This window comes from Vallitalea sediminicola, assembly GCF_054408565.1.
On the sequence record NZ_BTPT01000065.1, the window covers coordinates 1 to 20,750 of the forward strand.

Here is a 20,750-nt window from a genome sequence, read left to right on the forward strand (position 1 = left end):
AGAAGAGACCGTATTAAGTGCAACATATGGATTAGAGGAAATCAAGAGTGAAGTAAGTGTAATAGAAGAAACAGTCCTAAGTCCTATATATGGATTATTTGAGATTAAAGCTGAGGTAATTGACATAATCAATGATATTCAAAGTCCTATATTTGGTCTGTATGAAGTAAAAACTGAAGTAGCAGCAATAGAAGAAGCTGTATTAAGTGCAACTTATGGGTTAGAAGAAATAAAATACGAAGTAAGTAATATTGAAAATATTTTAACAACAACAGATGATTTAACAACAGGTCCATTTTTTATTTCACAACTATCTCAAGAGCCAGCAAGCCTAATAATAAAAGTTTTAAACAATACTAATATAGATAGAAGTGTAACAGTAAGAGTATATGAGTATGGAAATAATAATCCAAGAAATACTTTAATACCACAAGGTGGTATAATAATGCCAATAATAATTAAGGCAAACCAATGCTTTGATATCGAGTACTCAATAACCAGAAGTGATAATACTAATAATCAATGCGAAGTTCAATTTTTTGACGCAGTTAGTGGAATTTACTGTTGGGCGGCTATTAGAACAGAAGCTGTAGATACTGTATTGAATACAGTTACACCTATACCAGAAAATACTTATAGACATGCAGAATTAGTTCCACTAATTACTGATTTTCCTGTTTAATAGTTGAAGTAAGCTGATAAATTTATTTAGCGTCAATCACAAGATTGGCGCTGAAATTATGTTATACTGGTAATATAATTTTACATCAAAAACGTTTCTGACGTTATCCATTACAAAATAATGACTTGACAATATGTGTATATAAGAGCAATACTATATTAGGATTATGAATATACATTAGTTGTAGAATTGATTATAAAATGGAAATAGATAAATAAAAATAGATAGAAAAGATGAATTTTTTAGTCACAATTATAAGCAGACATGTGTAGACGGTACTAATAATCCATAAAAAACATTTGAAGGAGACTTAAATTATGGGAAATAATAATATTGATAAAATGAAGAAAATTATTGAAGAAAAGAAAAAAGGAACTTCACAACAAGGATTCAAGAATGAAACACCTAATAAGAAAATTGGAAATAATAAGAAAGGGTTTAAAAATACTAAACGAGGCGGAGCACTTGACAAATAGTAGATAATCAGAAGTACTCATGACCCTACTTATAATTCTAATGAAAGAGGATAGATAACATGAATGGAACTATGCGTAAAAATATTAAACAAGGTGCCAAAGTAAGAGTTGTCCAAAAACAGGATCAACGTTCAGGAAAATTAACAGAAGGTGTGGTTCAAAGGATTCTTACAAACTCACAAACCCATCCTCATGGAATTAAAGTGATGCTTGATAATGGTATTGTAGGTAGGGTTAAAGAAATAATAAAGTAATCGCTTATACAATATAACTTATTATGGCATTAGGGAAATAGTGAGCAATCAGATCTCTGAAATATCTAGCCGCATCTTCTCTCATATCTAGGTTGTAACAGAACTTTCCACGTCCTTTTGGACACATTTTTGATTTATCAAATACATTAAGGACACCTTTTAGAGCGGCGCTATTAATGGTATCATTTGCATAACCATAAGTCATAAATATCAGTTCATAAAATAATTGGTTTTTTAAATTATCTTCAAGCTTTTCTGATAATGTTTCCAACAATTCTCTATACATCTCTTGCCAATTATCCAAAAGGATTATAGGAGCAATGTTGATGCCAACTCGGTATCCTGCATTAAACATTTTGTTAGCAGCATCTATTCTATCTTCAAGATTGGAAGTGCCTATTTCCACTTTTCTTATAATATAATCAGGATTGACACTTATTCTCATCTGAGTATTTCCATTATGGTCAGCATCAAGAAGGTCGTCAACCATAGCAAATTTTGTTGCAAAGGTACAGGTTGCATTTTCTAGTTTGCCAAATTGTTCTATAGCCCATTTCAAGTTACCTGTAATAGTATTTTCAAGTACCATATCACTTGTTGAACCGATTTCATATATTTTCTTTTCACCCACTTGTTTAATTTTTCTTTTAACAGAATTAATCATTGCCTCTCGATTAACGAATATGCGAAGATAAGAACCTTTGAAGAAATTACATACCAGGTAGCAATATGTACACATAGCTGAACAACCTGAAGATGTAAAAGGAACAATGAAATCTGCAGATAGTTTATTAGGAGCTAACTGTAAGCTCTTTCTGATACCAAGAACCAAGTATTTTTTGAATTCAACAAATTTTTCATCAGGTGCTTTTTTAATGAACTCTACATCGTGATGTTTTTCTATGGGTATCATTTCAATATTCATATTTTTATATCGTTCGTAAAGAGTTTTCCCTAATTCATATTCTAGAATTTTTTCTTCATAAAGCACTTTTGCTGGTATAAAATTATTCAAGATATCACCTCTATAGTAATTAGTATATTCATAAGATTAGTATTGCTATTTCAATATAAAATATACTCACTATGGATATTAGATCAATAATGGATTATACTAATATATGGAAACATATATAAGAAATAATGTACTTATAAATATTACTAAAACCAAGTATTATATGGGTTGTTTAGTAAATATGATATTTTTACATAAAAAAATATAACAGGAGAATAAAATGGAATTAGAGATAATATATGAAGATACACATATAATTGTTGCAAAAAAACCTCCAAAAGTTCCTTCACAAAAGGACAAGACTGGAGATAAGGATATGTTAACGTTATTAAAGGAATATTTAATAAAAAAATATAACGTAAGAAACCCATATATTGGATTGATTCATAGACTTGACCGACCAGTGGGTGGCTTGATGGTGTTTGCTAAAACAAAATATGCCAATACGAAATTATCAGAAGAAATTAGATCTAAAAGATTTGATAAACATTATTATGCTGTAGTTTGTGGAAAGCCTAACCAAGATAAAGGAGAATTAAGAGATTTCCTTAAAAAGAATGGTAGAAACAATATATCCAAAGTAGTTGCGAAAGATGTAAAAGATGCCAAAGAAGCTGTTTTAGAATATGAACTAATAGAAACCATTGAAACTGAAGAATATGGTACATTGAGTCTAATGAAGATTAATCTTAAAACAGGAAGGCATCATCAGATACGTGTTCAGCTTTCTAGTGAATCCCTTCCAATATGGGGAGATAATAAGTATAATGAAACTTTTATGAAAATGAAGAAATGGACACAAATTGCATTATGGGCTGGATTCATTTCATTCAAGCATCCCAAAGAGAATAAGACTTGTAAATTTGAACTAAAGCCAAGTAAAGAGTATCCTTTTGATATGTTCAATAAGATTTAGGGGTGATTTTATGTTAAAGAAATTAAAGGATATAATAGATTCAAGTGATAATATTGTATTTTTTGGGGGTGCAGGTGTCTCTACGGAAAGTGATATACCTGATTTTCGTTCTGAAAAAGGATTGTATAAAGCAGTGCAGAAATATCATTATCGTCCAGAAACAATAATCAGCCATACATTTTTCATGAAAAATCCTAAGATTTTCTATGAGTATTACAAGGAAAATCTTATATATAGAGATGCCAAGCCTAATAACGCTCATAAGGCATTAGCTCAGTTAGAGGAAAGAGGGAAATTGAAAGCTGTAGTGACTCAGAATATAGATAATCTGCATCAAATGGCAGGAAGTAAAGAAGTTATTGAATTACATGGATCGGTCTATAGAAATTATTGCATGTCTTGTGGAGAATCATTTGATATTGATTTTATATTAGATAGTAACGAGATTCCTAGATGTAAAAAATGTGGAGGCATTGTTAAGCCTGATGTAGTTCTCTATGAAGAAGGATTGGATGGAGAGATTCTAAAAAAAGCTGTGGAATATGTTAGTAGTGCTGAAGTATTAATTATTGGGGGTACATCATTGGTAGTTTATCCAGCTGCATCACTGATACAATATTTTAATGGGAAATATTTAGTTCTTATCAATAAAGAGGAAACATCTTATGACAGCTATGCAGATTTAGTTATCAATAAGCCGATTGGAGAAGTCATGAAGAAAATTATGATATAGGAGTATAGTTTTTTGCTTTTAGGAGTAGAAAATTAACTATTTACTATGTTTTGCATTCTGGTTCATAATTTCAGTTTGAAATTTTACGAATTATTGTTATAATGTATACTATGAATTTATATATTATAGGAGGAACTTATGATGAATTTATCAATAGAAGTATTGGACCAAGCAGGAAACAAGTTAGCAGAAAGTAGTAATACTGATCAAGTATATTTAGTTTATCAAGATACATACAAAGAAGGAGATAAAATTGTATTCAAGTCAAGTGATAAGAATCAATTTTTTATAGCACAGATTGATGATGCCCTTGGAGAAGCTTTTGTATATTTTACAGAATCTGAAGTAGTCTATAATGTTCCATTTGAAGAAAAGAGAACTAATTTTTCACCAAAAGTATTTAGTGGAAATAGTCACTTACTACATTTGAGACTTGCTACTAAAGAAGAAATAAATGTATATAAAAATCTTGCGAAAAATGTTGTTGACCAAAATGGTATTGAAGGATTATATCCTCATGCAAAGGCAAATGTAGAGACAAGAGGAGAAGCAGTTTTTGCAGCAAGAAATGCAATTGATGGTGTTTGTGAAAACAGATCACATGGTCCTTGGCCTTATCAATCATGGGGCATCAATATGCAAGATGATGCTGAAATGAGATTAGATTTTGGAAGATTAGTAGCAGTTGATAAAATAGTATTATACACAAGAAGCGATTTTCCACATGATAACTGGTGGGAACAAGTGAAGATTGTTTTCTCTGATGATTCAGAGTTGGTTTGGGATCTTGAAAAAAGCTATAAACCACATATTATAAATATTGAGCAAAAGAAAATTAAGTGGCTAATTCTAAAAGATTTGAAGAAAGCTGATGACCCATCACCTTTCCCAGCACTTACACAGATTGAAGTGTATGGAGTAGAAGCTTAACATTAAATTAGCCTGAAAATTATTTTTAATAAGTAGACTATGCAACTAAAGCTGATCTCTGTATTGTACAGTAATCAGCTTTTTTAGTGTGTCTAGTATGAGAGCAATGTTTAATATCATAATTGGAGGACAATAAAAAATGAAAAATTGCTGGCATGGGCTATCAATTAAATATAAAATATGGATATTTATATTTACAATGATATTTTTTGTAAGTATCCTTATTTTATATTTGCATAATAATAATTATAAGATATTGAATGGGTTCAATAGACATTTGAATAATTACTATGCTATTAATGAATTATTTGAAACGATTAAGACAAATAAAAATTGTGTTGAAGGTTATATTGAGGAATTAGATGAAGAATATAAAGATAGTTATTATGAGAATAAAGACAAGATAATACATATAATGGATGATTTGAAAAAGAGATTCAAATCACGTGATGCATATTTTGAGTTGAATGCTATCACAAATTCCATAAATACTACATATAAGCACTGGGATAATGCAATTGAATTAAGAGCAGATGGAAATAAAGAATATTATATAAGTCTGTATAAAGGGATTAGAATATATGATTACACAAAGAGTTATATCCAAAAACTTTTGAATATAGGTCTTGCAGATGGGACGATAGTATATAATCAATTAGTGATGGAATCAAATGCAAAAAACAAATTATCCTTATTGATCATATTATTATGGTTAGCATTTTCAATTTTTGTGGGCATGATATTTTCTAATTATATTATTAATCCTATCAAGAAGCTTGCAAAGGCGTCTATAGAAATATCAAAAGGGAACTTAGACATAGAAAAGGTCAGAATACAATCAAAAGATGAAGTAGGAATACTAACTGATTCATTTAATACAATGAGTACGAGCATTAAATGTTTAGTTGAGAATTTACAGGAAAAAGTGATAGTAGAAAAAAAATTACACGAAGAAGAAATCGAATTATTACGGATGGAACAATTATTGAAGGAAGCACGATTCTTAGCATTGCAATCCCAGATTAATCCACATTTTTTATTTAATACATTAAATACTATTTCAAGAGTAGCTATGTTTGAAGAGGCAGATGATACTATGCAACTTATTCAAAGTCTAGCAAATATATTTAGATATAGGCTAAGGCATTGTGAAAATTCTATTTCATTAGAAGAAGAATTACAAATTATAGAAGAATATGTGCATTTGCAAAAATATAGATTTAAAGAGAGACTATCATTCCAGCTACAATGTCAGATACAGACTAACGATATTTTTATTCCTATTTTTTTATTACAACCTATAGTTGAAAATGCAATCATTCATGGAATAGAACCAAAAGTCGAAGGTGGTAAGTTAAGAATAAAGATATTCGAAAGAAATGAAAAGATATATATTAATATATTTGATACGGGGATAGGTATGTCTAAGGATGTTGTTGCAAAATTATTAGATTCTGAGAATGAGAAGGAAGTAAATAGTATTGGATTAAAAAATGTATATAATAGAATGATATTATTTTTCCAAAATGGATGTGAGTTCATAATTAGAAGTAAAGAAGATGTTGGAACAAGTATATTATTAATTATTCCAAGAATATGATTATCAGATATACTTATTACTTGCAAATGGGAGATGAGTAAATGTATCGTTTATTAATTGTTGATGATGAAAGTATTGAACGTGAAGCATTAAAATATATATTAAAGAGAAGTGAAATCTCTTTTGATGAAATCATTGAAGCATCAAATGGGCAAGAAGCAATATCAATGTTTGCAGTTTCTAAACCACATATTGTCATTATGGATATTAAGATGCCAGGAATGAATGGTATTGAGGCAGCTAAGGTGATAAAAAAGATTGATCCAGACTGTAAAATTATTTTTCAAACAGCATTTGATCAGTTTGATTATGCACATGAAGCTATTAAATTAGGAGTTGAAGATTTTATTGTAAAACCATCCACCAACCAAGATATAATTGATATATTAAATAAAACAATATGTGATTTGGAAAAGGATTTCAAGAACAAAGGTACTCAGAAAGATATGCAAAATAAATTAAATAAAGTATCAAGATATTTGGAAAGTGAATTTGTAATGTCTATAGTGATAGGTGAAATAGAGGAAGAGCAGGCGATAGATTATTTCACTTTTTTTGGAACTACATTCTATTGGGGATTTGGAGTGGTAATCAAATTATGGAATGAAGTAGAACAATCAGAATCATATCTTCATAGTAAAATGGTGAAAAAACGTTTCTTTGAATCAATGCTAGATACACTAAAGCGTAATAATATAAAATGTATAGGTAATCTAGTGAGAGGAACCATATACATATTGATTGTGGGAATAAGTAAAAACAATAAAGAAAGTTACTATGGCATATTTAAGAAAACAACTGAAGAATTACTGGAAAAGTACGAAGAGAGATATAGAACTAAAGGCAGCGTTGGAGTAGGTAAAGAATATTCTGCTATAGGTGAATTGTGGAAATCATTTTCGGAGGCTAAGATTGAATGCTATGAAAAACTTGGTAAAAGTGAGAACGATAACTACTATGAATCAATGAATGAAATGGGCATTAAGTTAAGTAAGAGTATAATCGAAAATGATGAAGAGTCTATGTTGAGTCAGTTGAATAATGAATTGGATAGAATTATATATGCATCTACAGATATTAACGAAATCCGCTTTAAGATATATGAATTAATAATTTCCATGAATAAATATATATATGAAACTATTAGAATCAGTAAAAGATCTGATAAACTTATAGAGGGTATTAATGAAATTCATTCTATAGCAGATGCGAAATCATATGTACAGCAATATTTTGTTGCTGTAATTGCGGAAATAAATATTCAAAAAACGGATAAAACAGGTGCAATTCTAGATAAAGTGATAAAATATATGAAAGAACATTATTCAGAGAATATATCATTAGAAAAAATGGCTGTGAAGAGTGGATTCAGTATTTACCATTTTTGTAAGATATTCAAAAAATATTACAACATGAATTTTAAAGATTATTTATCAGTTATAAGAATAGAAAATGCTAAAAAAATGCTTACTGAACCTAATTTAAGTATTAAAGACATTAGTGTTAGTATAGGGTATACTGATCCTAATTATTTTACAAGGGTTTTTAAAAAGTACGAGGGTATTACTCCTACGGAATTTAGAAATAATAGAATACTAATGTAAAAATGGTTAAAAAGGGAAGAAAAAAATTTATTGAGAACAAAAAAATACTATAACAACAATTAAGTCCTGCTTAATAAGTAGGACTTAATTGTTGTTGTTATATGTTAGCAATTATTTCATGAAATAAACAAGTTAGTGTAGAGAATTCCAGATAAATATACTATATACTGTTTAGATGAAGTTGGATTTTAGTATTGAAATCAAAATTAAAAACAGGAGGAAATATAAATGTTAAAAAAAGTATTAAGTACAGTATTAGTCATTATGATGGTATCAGTTCTTTTCGTAGGTTGTGGAGAGAAAACAGAGACATCAAAAGATGGCGAAAATGTAAATTCGAATAAAGTGGCAAGTGAAAATAATGATAAACAAGAAAATACTAAATCAATAATTTTTAGATTAGCAGATAATCATCCAGCAGATTACCCTACAACATTAGGGGATTATGAATTTGCTAGATTGGTAGAAGAAAAAACAGAAGGAAGAATAAAAATAGAAGTTTTTCATAGTAAGCAATTAGGTGAAGAAAAAGAAGTTATAGAGCAGGTTCAATTTGGCGGAATTGATTTTGCAAGAGTTAGTCTTGCACCATTAACAGAGTTCTCACCATCATTGAATGTGCTTATATTGCCATATCTTTACGAAAATGCTGACCATATGTGGAAAGTTTTAAATAGTAGTATTGGGGATCAATTTTTAGCAAGTATTGAAAGTGCTAATTTCATTGGATTAGCTTGGTACGATGGAGGAGCTAGAAGCTTCTATAATTCAAAAAAGGAAATCAAGTGTTTAGCAGACTTAAAAGGTCTAAAATTTAGAGTTCAACAGAGTGCATTAATAATTGATATGGTTAAAAATCTAGGTGCATCTCCAACTCCTCTTCCTTATGGGGAAGTATATAGTGCGATTCAAACAGGTGTAATTGATGGAGCTGAAAATAACTGGCCAAGTTATGACACATCTTCACACTTTGAAGTTGCAAAATATTATACAATCGATGAGCATCTAAGAGTTCCAGAAATGATAATCGCAAGCAAAATTTCAATGGAAAAAGTATCAGATGAAGACATGATATTAGTCAAAGAGGCAGCTAAAGAAGCACAAGAATTCCAAATTGAAAAATGGAATGAAAAAGAAGCTAAATCAGAAGAAAAAGTCAAAGAAGCTGGTTGTATAATTACTAGGTTAGAAAATAAAGATGAATTTGTTGAAGCTGTAAAACCATTATATGAAAAATATGCGTCAGAATATACTGATATCATAGGAGAAATACAAGATATGAAATAGCTTGTAAAGAAAGGAGCATATTATGAAGATAGTAATAAAGGTATTTAATGGTTTTCATAATTTAGTAGTTACAGTTGCGAAGATATTACTGTTACTTATGACAATTATTACATGTGTTCAAGTTTTTTGCAGATATGTTCTTAAATTTAGTATTGGGTGGTCAGAAGAAGTACCATTGATATTTATGGTATGGTTTGGTTTTATAAGTATGGCTATTGGAGTTAAGAATAAATTACATATCAGTATTCAAGTTTTTTATAATTTGTTTCCTCCAAAATTCCAAAAAATTGTTGATAAGTTTGTTGATTTAGTTATTTTGCTCTTTGGTTTCATTATGATATATTATGGTGGAAAATTATCAAGTATAATGATGACTTCGACTTATCCAGCTACCAAAATGCCAACTGGATATTTATATATGGTAATACCCATATCGGGTATTCTAATTACTTTTGATAGTATTATGAGTTTGATAGGGCTTAATCAATTAGAAAACAAATAATATAAGGAGGAAAATTGATGGATAGTACAACAGTTTCTATTGCGATTGCTATTTTATTAATATCTTTTATTGTATTTTTAGTACTGAAAGTACCTGTAACATTTGCACTTGGAGTATCTTCGGTATTAACAGCAATATATTGTAAAATACCAATAATGACAATAGTTTTAAAGATGACAAAAGGGATTGAATCTTCCTCTTTATTAGCTATTCCGTTTTTTATACTAGCAGGTGAAATAATGGGGGCAGGAGGAATCTCTAGGAGGCTAATCGAATTTTCTAATGTTATTGTAGGACGTATGAGAGGTGGATTAGCACAAGTTAATGTATTGGCTAGTATGTTCTTTGGCGGTATTTCAGGTTCGGCAGTTGCAGATACTTCATCAATTGGAGCTATGTTAATACCTATGATGAAGGATAAAGGGTATGATGATGATTATGCTGTTGCTGTAACAGTTACAAGTTCATGTCAGGGAGTTATTATTCCTCCAAGCCATAATATGATTATATATTCATTAGCGGCAGGTGGCATATCGGTAGGTAAACTGTTTTTAGGTGGGTTAGTTCCAGGTGTCATTCTAGGAATAGCACTTATGATTGTCAGTTACATCATTGCTGTCAAACGAGGGTATCCAAAAGGTGAAAAGATATCATTTAGAGATGGAATAAAGATATGCTCTGGAGCATTTCTTGGATTATTAACTGCTGTAATAATTATAGGCGGTGTATTATCAGGAGTGTTTACGGCTACGGAATCAGCGGCGGCGGCATGTTTATATGCGTTTATAATAACATTTTTTGTTTATAGAGAAATACCATTAAGAAGTATGAATAAAATATTATACAATTCTTTAAAAACCCTTGCATTAGTTCTAAGTCTAATTGCTGCTGCAAAAGCATTTGGACATATGTTAGCACTATTACAAGTACCTGCATTGGCAACAAAAGTATTATTAACAATTACAGACAATAAAATAATATTATTATTACTGATTAACTTATTAGTATTGTTACTTGGTTGTATAATGGATATGGCACCTCTTATATTAATATTAACACCAATATTATTACCAGTTGTGACTAGCTTGGGTATGGATCCAATTCAGTTTGGAGTTGTACTTATATTAAACTTAGCAATTGGTTTATGTACACCACCAGTTGGAGGAGCGTTATTTGTTGGATGTGCAATCGGTGAGGTGTCATTGGAAAAGGTTACAAAAGCTTTATTACCTTTCTATTTAGTAATGATAGTTACACTATTATTAATTACATTTATTCCTGAGATTATTATGTTTGTCCCTAATTGGATAATGGGATAATATGATTATAGTAGTTTAACCTAGGTGTATCATATATATGTTTGGATAAGTCAAATATAATATATGATACATTTTTTATTTCAGGAAACCTTCACTTCTTAAGCATATAAAATAGAAATATAGAACATTAGCTTTCACTTAATATCTGCGTTACCATAAAAAAATGATTGAAAAAAGTAATAAAAGTAACTATAATTAATTACACAGCCATCATATCTATTTATAAATAAGTACTCAGCAAAAGATAATAAGATTGAATTCATAATGATTATGTATGTAACAACTTATCAAATGTATTATTATTCATAGAGTTTCCTCTGAAAATTTTCAAGTTATAAAGAAATACGTAAATATCAATATTTATAGATCAATAATTTATTGTTGCCCTTAAATTAATCAAAGAGGGAGAGATTAAATGAAAAATCTTCATATTCTACGTACGATTAAATACAAGTTGATTATATTATCTATAATGTTGGTTGTTATTCCTACATGCATTATAGAATTTATATTAGTAAAATCTTCTGTAAACTTAATAAAAGAGGAGACTAAGAAATCAGTGTCAAATCAATTGAAAGAAGCTTCCCAAAAGATTGATTTAGCTCTGGAGCTTATTGAATATTCTTCTATCGATTTGCTATTAGATGATCAGCTATTGGATATTCTTTCGGAAGATTTAACACCAGGACAAAGTTATAAAGATTATGAAAAAATGGTATATATAAATAGAGTTCTATCAAGAAATGTACTGATGGAGCCATCATTAGAAAGTATTTATTTATACGATTATAATGATGAATGTTTGTTTGCCTCTAATAGAAAAGGTTTTTTATATGTTTATGATCTAGATATGGAATGGGAAAAGTGGAGTAAGACTAATGAAGAATCAATGCCTTGGGTACTTAGAAAAGACCCTTTTGGTACAAGAGATAAATACTATTTATCATCTAAGAAAACCATAAAAGATGGTAACAATAGTATAATTGATTTATATTTGAATGTAAATGAAAGAGCAATACATAATATGTTGAAAAATATTAATATAAGAGATGGAGGATACAAATTCCTCTTAGATGATAAAATGAATTTTATTTCTCATGAAGACTTGACTTTAATTAAAAAGAGCATACATACTATTGGATTTTCTGAAAATGATTTCTTGGAAAATAAAAATGGATTTGTAAAAAAAATTGATAATACTGAGTATCTAGTTGTTTCTACAACTTCTAAATATTTGAATTGGAAATACGTAGCACTGATACCTATAGAAGGAATATATCCTGGAGCCAGTAAAATAATTGGGCTTGCAATAATTATATCATTAATAGTCTTTATTGTTGATATTATAGGAATTCTAATTATATCAAAAAGTATTTATCATCCTATAGGAAAGCTTAAGAAAGCTATGGAATTAGCAGGAAGTGGGCATTTTACCACTAATTTAAATAATAATAGAAAAGATGAATTTGGTATTTTATATAGAAGTTATAATACAATGGTTAGAAAAATTCAAAACTTGATTAATGAGGTATATATACAGAGTTTATTAAAAAAAGAAGCTGAAATGAAAGCATTACAGAATCAGATTAATCCACATTTTTTATATAATACTCTTGATGTACTACATTGGATGGTTAAGACTAATAATGGTGAAGATGCTTGTGATATTATTTTTAGTCTTGCTAATTTTTATAGATTGGTTCTTAGTAAAGGGAAAAATATAGTTAAGATCTCAGAATCTTTATCTTTGATAAATCATTATCTAGTAATACAAAAAAATAATTTTAGGAAAAACTTTACTTATAGTATTGATGTAAGAGAAGAAATATTAAATTATAATATTCCCAAACTTGTTCTACAACCTATTGTGGAAAATTCAATAATTCATGGATTTAACAACAAAGATCATAAGGTGCTTAATATAAAAGGAAATATTGAGGGAGAATATATTATATTAAAAGTATGGGACAACGGAGTTGGAATTTCAGAAGATAAATTGAACAAGATAAATAGGGATTTTCAGATAGGTAATTATAATACTGATGGTAATTTTGCGCTACAAAATATTAATCAACAAATAATTCATATGTATGGAAAAGGTTGCGGTTTATATATTGAGAGTCAAGAAAAGGAAGGAACTTGCGTTAGTATAAAGATAACTAAGCAAATCACTGATTTGTTGACAGGGGGAACTATAACGAATGAGAACATATAATGTACTTATTGTTGATGATTCTATATGGATAAGAGAGGGATTAATTAAAACAATTGATTGGGATAAAATAGGTGTAAATATTGTAGGTGAAGCGGAAGATGGGCATGAAGCACTTAGCATTATTGAATGTAGTGAAGTTGATATTATTATTTCAGATATAAAAATGGATTATCTTGATGGATTAAGTTTATCTAGAAAAATTAATGAAAAATATCCCAATATTCAAGTCATAATAATTACTGGATATGATGAATTTGAATTTGCTAGAAAAGCTTTACGCTATGGAGTATCAGATTATATACTCAAACCAATAAAAGAAAAAGTTGTAATAAAAGCAGTTGAAAGATGCATAGAAGTTATTAAGGAAAAAGAAAAAAACAAGGAAAAAAATAGTTCTATGGAAAGTCATTTTAAAAAGAGCATCCCTTATCTAAGAGAAGAGCTTTTCCACAACATATTATCGGGTATTCCATATATACATGAAGTAATAAGAGATGAATTTGGTACTCTTAATATTCATATTACCAAAGAGTTGATTAAAGTTTATGTTTTGAAAATAAATAAAGTGGATGATACTTTTTTAACATTATATCAAATATGCAAGAAACAGTTAAAAGATGTAGAAGATATTGAAATCATCCAATATAAAACGGATCAAGTAGTTATTGTTGCTTCTCAAGATGAGAACAAACAAAATGATTTCTACAAACAGATTTTTCTTGCTTTAGTTTCCATATGCAATCATATATCCGATAAATACAATCAATCGATTTCTATTGGTGTTGGAAAAAGTTATAGCAACTATAGCAAAATATACAAAAGTTATATGGATGCTCTAGAAACTTTCTCAGTTACAATCAATAAAGGAGAAAGACAAGTTATTAAAGATGTAGTAGCATATATCAACAGTAACTATAGCATTGATTTATCATTAGATATAGTGAGCGAACATGTTATGCTCAATCCTTGCTATCTAAGTAAATTGTTTAAGGAAGAAATGAATATATCATTCTCAAAATATCTTATTAATATTAGATTAGAAGAAGCAAAAAAATTATTGAGAAATTCCAATCTCAAAGTTTATGAAATATCGGAATTAGTAGGATATCCTAATTATAGGTATTTCAGTAGAATATTTAAAAAAATTGAAAAATGTACTCCTATTAAATATAGAGATGCAAATTATTAAATAATATAATAAAAGTGCACAAAATCTAAAGATATGTGCATTTTTTTTTGTATATATTATGGATATAATTAGATATAATCTTAATACGCCATAAGTTTTATTGGTGTAATTGAGTAAAAAAGGAGGATAACATTACATGAAAAAGATAGTTATGATGGTTATGATAGTAACACTGCTATTAACTTCACTTATGGGATGTTCAAAAGAAGGTACACCTACTTCAGATGACGATAAGAAATCAGGTAAAAGTACTTCTGATGATAAGAAAACTAAAAAAGATATTGTACTTAAGTTTATTATGACAACAGAAGGTGAAGAAGAAAAATTTATCAATAAAGCTTTGGAAGAAGAATTTTATCCTAATAATCCTAATATTAAAGTAGAAATAGAAACGGTACCTTTCAGTGAACTAGATAAGAAAATAGTTACAGCTTATACTGGTAATGTAGTATACGATATCATCTATACTAATCATCCATCAGTTGGTACATTTGCTGATGCTGGAATTATCGCTAATTTAGATGAATATATAGAGAAATCAGATATTGATTTGAAGAACGATTATAATACATCTTTCTCTGATTCGGCTCAGTATAAAGGTTCTCAATATGCTATGCCATATGAAACTGATACTAGAGTACTTGCAATCAATAAAAAATTATTTGAGGAAGCTGGTCTTGAAGTACCCAAAACTATAGAAGATATGTTAAAAGCGGCAAAAGCATTAACAAAAGACACAGATGGTGATGGTAAGAATGATCAATTTGGTATGATAATGGATTTTGGTAATATGTGGTATCCAACTTATGATTTGGGACAATGGTTATTAGGAAATGGATCACATCTGTATATACAAGACGGTGATTCGTATGTTCAAGAAATAGACTCTCAAGGAGCTAAAGATTTTCTTTTATGGGCTAAGGAAATGTCCAAGTATCAACCAGAAGATTTTGTAAGTTATGATGGTACAAAAATAACTTCATCTTTTGCACAAGGTAAAGTTGGTATGTTTGTATTTGGACCTTGGCATTTTCATGATCCAATACTTATTGAAGCAAAAGATCTTGAATATGAACTAATCACTAATCCTATAGGAACTAAAAAATCGGGAGCATCTATGGGCGGATGGCATATAGCAATGGGTGCCAATTCTGAATATAAAGATGAAGTATGGAAAGTATTAGAGTTCTTATCTAATCCTGAAATCAATGCTAAAACAGCAACATCAATACCTCCAATATATGAATCATACAATTATCCACCATTTAATGATGCTAAATACGATATATTCGCGGAACAGTTAAAAACTGCTGAAGTTCCTAATCCTCCAATTCCACAATTATCTAAGGTAGCTGAGACTTGGAATAACTATTTCCAAAGATATATACTTGACGATATTACACTAGATGAAGCGCTAAAAGAAGCTGCTACTGATATACAAGCAATATTAGATAAAAAATAGTAATGGCAATAGTGATAGGGTGGTGACCTTGACCACCACTCTTGAACTAAAAATATTATAGCTGAAAAGTGAGGAGGGAGAATATGTTCCCAGCTTTCAACAAATCAAGATTAAGTAGAAGAGCTAATCTGAAAAGTATGCTGTTTCTACCAACCATAATAATATTACTTGTAACCATAGCGTATCCTTTCTTATGTAATATATATTATAGTTTTACAAATTATACATTGGTAAAACCTGTGAAAACATTTATTATGTTTAATAATTACATAGAAATATGTAAATCAGATTATTTTATAGAAACAATTATAAGAACAATTGTATGGACATGTAGTAATATTACTTTTATGTTGATATTAGGATTGTCAACAGCGTTATTACTTAATACCAATATAAAAGGTACTACTATTATTAAGGGGTCCATTCTTATACCTTGGGTATTACCAGAAATAGTAACAGGATATTGCTGGAAATGGATGTTATCATCTGATTACGGAATAATAAATAATATTCTAGAAAAACTTAATCTAATTAGTGCAGATTTTTCTTGGTTTAGAAGTGGTGCAACTGCAATGGGAGTTGCAGTTCTTGCAAATGTGTGGAGAGCATTTCCTTTTATGGCTCTGATGTTCTATGCTAAATTGAAAACATTATCAAGAGAGCAACTAGAAGCCGCTAAAATTGATGGAGCAGGTACAATACAAACTTTTGTACATATCACATTGCCTTATCTTAAAAATTCAATACAAACAGTATGTCTTTTGGCATTTATTTGGACGTTTAATTCCTTTGGTATTATATTTTCATTAACTGGTGGAGGACCAATTAATAAAACTGAGACTTTTCCATTTATTGTTCAGAAAACAGCATTTCAATATTATGAATTTGGTGAAGCCTCTACAATGTCGATTATAATGTTTTTAATCATGACATTGGTTTTATTATCGATTTATCTTATTCCAAAGACGATATCTAGAATTATTAAAAGTAATTGAACGAAGTTTTATTATATATGTAGCTATAGAATGTGCAAATAAATAATTTTAGGTATTATTTAACCTAAAGATTATTCAAGAGGAGTTAACTATGAAAGAATATGAATATAGTAGAGTAATAAGGAGAATTTTATTATATCTTTTGGAAATTTTTATTTTTATCTTTACAGTTTTTCCTTTCTTTTGGATAATTGTTTCATCATTTAAGGGAGCAGGTGAGATATTTCTGTCTCCACCAACAATTTTTCCGAAAGTATTTACTTTAGAGAATTATAGAAGAGCTATTTTAGAGAATGACTTGCTTCTGTTTGCTAAAAACAGTGTTACTATTGGAGTATCAACTACTTTGATTGCAACATTTATTGCTGCTTTAGCAGCTTATGGAATAGGATTTCTGAAGATATCTGGAAGTAAATTGATGACTATTGCTATGGTCGTTACACAGATGTTTCCTATCGTAGTACTTATTATACCATTGTTTGCTTTGTGTAGTAGATTTGGACTTATTAATACATATTATAGTTTGATATTGTCTAATCTAGCGTTCACTGTACCTTCAGCTATAATCATAATGAGAGGGTATTTTGCATCAGTTCCAGTTGAATTAGGAGAAGCGGCTCAATTAGATGGATGCAATAATTTTCAAATGTTAAGAAAAGTTATTTTACCTATTGTAGGTCCAGGTTTAGTTTCTGTTGCTATTTTTACATTTATTGGTGTGTGGCAAGAATTTTTGTTAGCTGTATCATTTATTTCTGATAGTAAGATGAATACATTACCTGTAGGTTTAACAAGTTATATAGGGGAGCATAGCACTGATTGGGGAGGTCTAATGGCTACATCAGTTGTAATAGCTGTTCCGGCTATATTGCTTTTTCTATCGGTTCAAAAATATTTTATTGATAATTTAGCTGGATCTGTAAAAGGATAATTCTATAAACCATTTGACAGTTTAGTACTATTCTAGGTACTAAACTTTTGTGTGAAAATAGGTTTTAACTATATTATTTATCAACACTACATCCATGAATCATCATAGTCGTTGTAATAATTATTTTTAAATCTAGAGAATTGAGATTTATTAGGAACAGAGTTAAACCCACAGAAATCTCTAAATGTAATCAGAAATATTAAAAGCATTTTAAAAACAGATAAAATAGAATCTTCGGTAGAGTTTATAAAAGGATTGAACTCAGAAGAAACGTCACAAAGCGATAGTTGTTTAGTTGAAATCGGCATATGTTACTCCTTTCATTCTTTTCTTTACTTAAGAAAAAGTTATAAACAGTTTAGTCACTTAATTATAACTCAAAATGGGGGAGTACATGCCATTTCTATAGAAAAAAGTAGTGAATTTGCAAGGATTTAGAGTTTTGCAATTAGCTAAACATTTTTATAGATAGGGGGGGAGAATTATCTTAGCTTGTTGGCTGTACCCAAAATCATCTACAACCATCAATGATTGGAGATATAAAAATTTTTTGTTTTTCAGTTGTCTACTTGACAGGGAACGGTTCGAATTTTATCCTTAAAACCTGTTTTTTTATTCTTTGGTATTCCTCTATAGTTTGTTCTATAAAAAACTTATATAAGGTAAATTTGATTTTTTGCATACTCCGTTAGAGAAAAAAGCTTATTATCTATTTAATTAACAGTCTTTAATATATTTTATCATTTTTTTTGCACTGTTAACAGAAATATATATTTGTATATTTCCTTTAAAGTTTAAAAATGGTATGGATTTAGCTGATATTTCTACTAGATTTCTAGTATTTACTATTATAGATCTATTAACGTTAACAAAGCCGTAATTTGATAGTATGGCTATTGTTTTTTTTAATGTTGATTTTGATTTATACATATTATTTATGGTAACTATATGTAAGTATTTCGTCCCTTTAACTTTTTCAATATAACTGATATCTGCTATAGGGATTATACTAATACTGCTCTGTAACTTAGTAATAATATTATTATTTAAAAGTTTCAAATTTACACCTCCCAAGGATTAATTATACATATTAATGTTCGATTTACATATTATAACATAACATTAGATAAATTTTAAATCTTTTTTGTTATACTATACTAAATAATATAACAAGGAGATGTTAATTTTGAAAAAAGCAAGAAAAGCATTACTAAGTTTAGTAGCATTAATGTGTATACTAATTTCTCAACAAAGTTATTCTCATGCAATGACAATAACACTACCAATACCAACAACAATATCAATACCATATGTTCCTCCATTTCCACCAATCATAGCCCCAATTCTTGACGATAGATTCACAGGCAATCCTGGGGATATAAATGAAACTGACACTGGAAGTTATAAAAAGGAAACTCATATAGGTGATGATGGCAAAGCCGATGCTGAAAAACATAATACTGATCATGGACAGCCTAAATATCATGATAACCCTCATTATCATAAAATCGACTGGAATGGAACTAAGCCTGATTTTGGACCACCTACATCTGAACATCTATTTGATAATTTAATTCTTACAAATGAGAACTGGATGAATGCATAAATATATAACTAGATTAAAAATTATTATAGTTTAGTTTAAAATGGATAGGAAAAAATTATATTCTTATTAAGAACATAGCAAATCGTTAGTTTGAAAGACCTTTGTATGTTGTTTATTTTAACTGTCCACATTTTAAAGATATGGTATAATATAAATAACTCAAACTTAACACTTAGATTTTAAGTTCAGCAATAATAAACAGTAAATTATCTTTATTACTGATGAAATTCTTATTTTAGTTTACTTAACAGTATTGAAGTGAGAAGTTTGAGAAACTAATATAAAAATACATTTAGGAGATGATTATTTTGGCAACTAGATTTAAATCTTATAAAGAGTTTTTAAATGCCATATCTAGAGGAGCCGACATAGAGTTTAAATATAAAAACAAGTTCTATGCAGTTACAATTACAAATGTTGGAATTGTTGCATCAGAGCAATATAATGAAAACTCAGAGAAGATATATAATGATCCAATTGAAGTTGGCAATTATTGGGTGTATGATGATTATTTAAAAAACATAATTCTAGATGTAGAAATTTTATTTAGATCGTTGTAATTTAAATATTAACACTACGTGATTAAAGGCTAAAATTCTGTAAAGTCATCTATATTTATAGAGGGTGTCTCGCTTAGCAAAACCGATAAAAACCACTCTAAGGCGATAAGTCACAACATGCCTATCTTTTGGGATAATAAATTTTAGTGTCACTAAATAATCAGGGTATTTTTGGAAACTAGTTGAGTGTTTAACGTGGGATTTGTTGGAAATGTTGGCGATACTTCCTACTATAAAAAATAAATAAGTTAATAACTCAACTTTCCCACCACAAAAAGTGATATAAAGCCTTATAAATACTATGATTACCTTGCATAAAATATATTTATTGACACAAAATGCACCTTTATCTGATAAAATGTAATCACCATAAAAACATTTTACAATCCAGATAAGAAAGGTGCATACCACTATGATACATTATGATGACTCATATGAAAAGACTAAAAATGCTTATTTCAAACTTTTAAGACC

At 29.0% G+C, this 20,750-nt stretch carries 21 protein-coding genes; 18 read left to right on the plus strand and 3 right to left on the minus strand.

The window, feature by feature from the left end:
* The 3 genes from ACX6CF_RS21510 to ACX6CF_RS21520 all read left to right on the plus strand — a co-directional run.
* Positions 1-682, plus strand: a 682-nt coding sequence (locus ACX6CF_RS21510) for a hypothetical protein (RefSeq protein WP_458787428.1), incomplete at its 5' end; no start/stop codon positions are given.
* 317 nt (positions 683-999) lie between these two features.
* The gene (locus ACX6CF_RS21515; protein ID WP_458787429.1) at positions 1,000-1,158 is read left to right on the plus strand and encodes a hypothetical protein; all 159 of its coding nucleotides are present in this window, start codon (positions 1,000-1,002) and stop codon (positions 1,156-1,158) included.
* A 59-nt stretch (positions 1,159-1,217) separates the two neighbouring features.
* Positions 1,218-1,412, plus strand: coding sequence for a YwbE family protein (locus ACX6CF_RS21520; RefSeq protein WP_458787430.1), 195 nt, complete (start codon positions 1,218-1,220; stop codon positions 1,410-1,412).
* A 4-nt stretch (positions 1,413-1,416) separates the two neighbouring features.
* Here ACX6CF_RS21520 and ACX6CF_RS21525 read toward each other — a convergent pair whose 3' ends face one another.
* Positions 1,417-2,427: a spore photoproduct lyase family protein gene (locus tag ACX6CF_RS21525; protein WP_458787431.1), complete on the minus strand. Its 1,011-nt coding sequence runs from the start codon at positions 2,425-2,427 to the stop codon at positions 1,417-1,419.
* 220 nt (positions 2,428-2,647) lie between these two features.
* Between ACX6CF_RS21525 and ACX6CF_RS21530 the strand changes: the two genes are divergently transcribed.
* The 13 genes from ACX6CF_RS21530 to ACX6CF_RS21590 all read left to right on the plus strand — a co-directional run bounded on the left by ACX6CF_RS21530 (position 2,648) and on the right by ACX6CF_RS21590 (position 18,110).
* Positions 2,648-3,343, plus strand: coding sequence for an RluA family pseudouridine synthase (locus ACX6CF_RS21530; protein WP_458787432.1), 696 nt, complete (start codon positions 2,648-2,650; stop codon positions 3,341-3,343).
* Positions 3,344-3,353: 10 nt separating this feature from the next.
* Positions 3,354-4,076, plus strand: a complete 723-nt coding sequence (locus ACX6CF_RS21535) for an NAD-dependent protein deacylase (protein ID WP_458787433.1) — start codon at positions 3,354-3,356, stop codon at positions 4,074-4,076.
* A 141-nt stretch (positions 4,077-4,217) separates the two neighbouring features.
* On the plus strand, positions 4,218-5,006 hold the full coding sequence (locus ACX6CF_RS21540; RefSeq protein WP_458787448.1) for a carbohydrate-binding protein: 789 nt from the start codon (positions 4,218-4,220) through the stop codon (positions 5,004-5,006).
* Positions 5,007-5,145: 139 nt separating this feature from the next.
* Complete coding sequence (locus ACX6CF_RS21545; RefSeq protein WP_458787434.1) at positions 5,146-6,606, plus strand: sensor histidine kinase; 1,461 nt, start codon at positions 5,146-5,148, stop codon at positions 6,604-6,606.
* A 41-nt stretch (positions 6,607-6,647) separates the two neighbouring features.
* Positions 6,648-8,210 (plus strand): response regulator, encoded by a 1,563-nt coding sequence (locus ACX6CF_RS21550; protein WP_458787435.1) that lies wholly within the window; start codon positions 6,648-6,650, stop codon positions 8,208-8,210.
* Between the two features lie 228 nt (positions 8,211-8,438).
* Positions 8,439-9,497 (plus strand): TRAP transporter substrate-binding protein, encoded by a 1,059-nt coding sequence (locus ACX6CF_RS21555; RefSeq protein ID WP_458787436.1) that lies wholly within the window; start codon positions 8,439-8,441, stop codon positions 9,495-9,497.
* Positions 9,498-9,519: 22 nt separating this feature from the next.
* Positions 9,520-9,999: a TRAP transporter small permease gene (locus ACX6CF_RS21560; RefSeq protein ID WP_458787437.1), complete on the plus strand. Its 480-nt coding sequence runs from the start codon at positions 9,520-9,522 to the stop codon at positions 9,997-9,999.
* A 17-nt stretch (positions 10,000-10,016) separates the two neighbouring features.
* Positions 10,017-11,318 carry a TRAP transporter large permease gene (locus tag ACX6CF_RS21565; RefSeq protein WP_458787438.1) on the plus strand — a complete coding sequence of 434 codons (1,302 nt, stop codon included), beginning with the start codon at positions 10,017-10,019 and terminating at the stop codon, positions 11,316-11,318.
* A gap of 415 nt (positions 11,319-11,733) precedes the next feature.
* On the plus strand, positions 11,734-13,533 hold the full coding sequence (locus tag ACX6CF_RS21570) for a sensor histidine kinase (RefSeq protein WP_458787439.1): 1,800 nt from the start codon (positions 11,734-11,736) through the stop codon (positions 13,531-13,533).
* Positions 13,520-14,722, plus strand: coding sequence for a response regulator (locus ACX6CF_RS21575; protein ID WP_458787440.1), 1,203 nt, complete (start codon positions 13,520-13,522; stop codon positions 14,720-14,722). The genes ACX6CF_RS21570 and ACX6CF_RS21575 overlap by 14 nt, the downstream gene beginning before the upstream one ends.
* A 136-nt stretch (positions 14,723-14,858) precedes the next feature.
* Positions 14,859-16,184, plus strand: coding sequence for an ABC transporter substrate-binding protein (locus ACX6CF_RS21580; protein WP_458787441.1), 1,326 nt, complete (start codon positions 14,859-14,861; stop codon positions 16,182-16,184).
* Between the two features lie 83 nt (positions 16,185-16,267).
* Positions 16,268-17,179 carry a carbohydrate ABC transporter permease gene (locus ACX6CF_RS21585; protein ID WP_458787442.1) on the plus strand — a complete coding sequence of 304 codons (912 nt, stop codon included), beginning with the start codon at positions 16,268-16,270 and terminating at the stop codon, positions 17,177-17,179.
* Positions 17,180-17,270: 91 nt separating this feature from the next.
* Complete coding sequence (locus ACX6CF_RS21590) at positions 17,271-18,110, plus strand: carbohydrate ABC transporter permease (protein WP_458787443.1); 840 nt, start codon at positions 17,271-17,273, stop codon at positions 18,108-18,110.
* 86 nt (positions 18,111-18,196) lie between these two features.
* On the opposite strand, the gene ACX6CF_RS21595 is transcribed toward ACX6CF_RS21590, so the two are convergent.
* Positions 18,197-18,418: a hypothetical protein gene (locus ACX6CF_RS21595; RefSeq protein WP_458787444.1), complete on the minus strand. Its 222-nt coding sequence runs from the start codon at positions 18,416-18,418 to the stop codon at positions 18,197-18,199.
* Between the two features lie 409 nt (positions 18,419-18,827).
* Positions 18,828-19,169: a LytTR family transcriptional regulator DNA-binding domain-containing protein gene (locus ACX6CF_RS21600; RefSeq protein WP_458787445.1), complete on the minus strand. Its 342-nt coding sequence runs from the start codon at positions 19,167-19,169 to the stop codon at positions 18,828-18,830.
* A 127-nt stretch (positions 19,170-19,296) separates the two neighbouring features.
* On the opposite strand from ACX6CF_RS21600, the gene ACX6CF_RS21605 reads away from it, so the two are divergent.
* Together ACX6CF_RS21605 and ACX6CF_RS21610 are read left to right on the plus strand one after the other, a co-directional pair.
* Entirely contained in the window at positions 19,297-19,716 is a 420-nt protein-coding gene (locus tag ACX6CF_RS21605; protein WP_458787446.1) for a hypothetical protein, read from the plus strand.
* A 308-nt stretch (positions 19,717-20,024) separates the two neighbouring features.
* The gene (locus ACX6CF_RS21610; protein WP_458787447.1) at positions 20,025-20,276 is read left to right on the plus strand and encodes a hypothetical protein; all 252 of its coding nucleotides are present in this window, start codon (positions 20,025-20,027) and stop codon (positions 20,274-20,276) included.
* Positions 20,277-20,750: the final 474 nt, after the last annotated feature.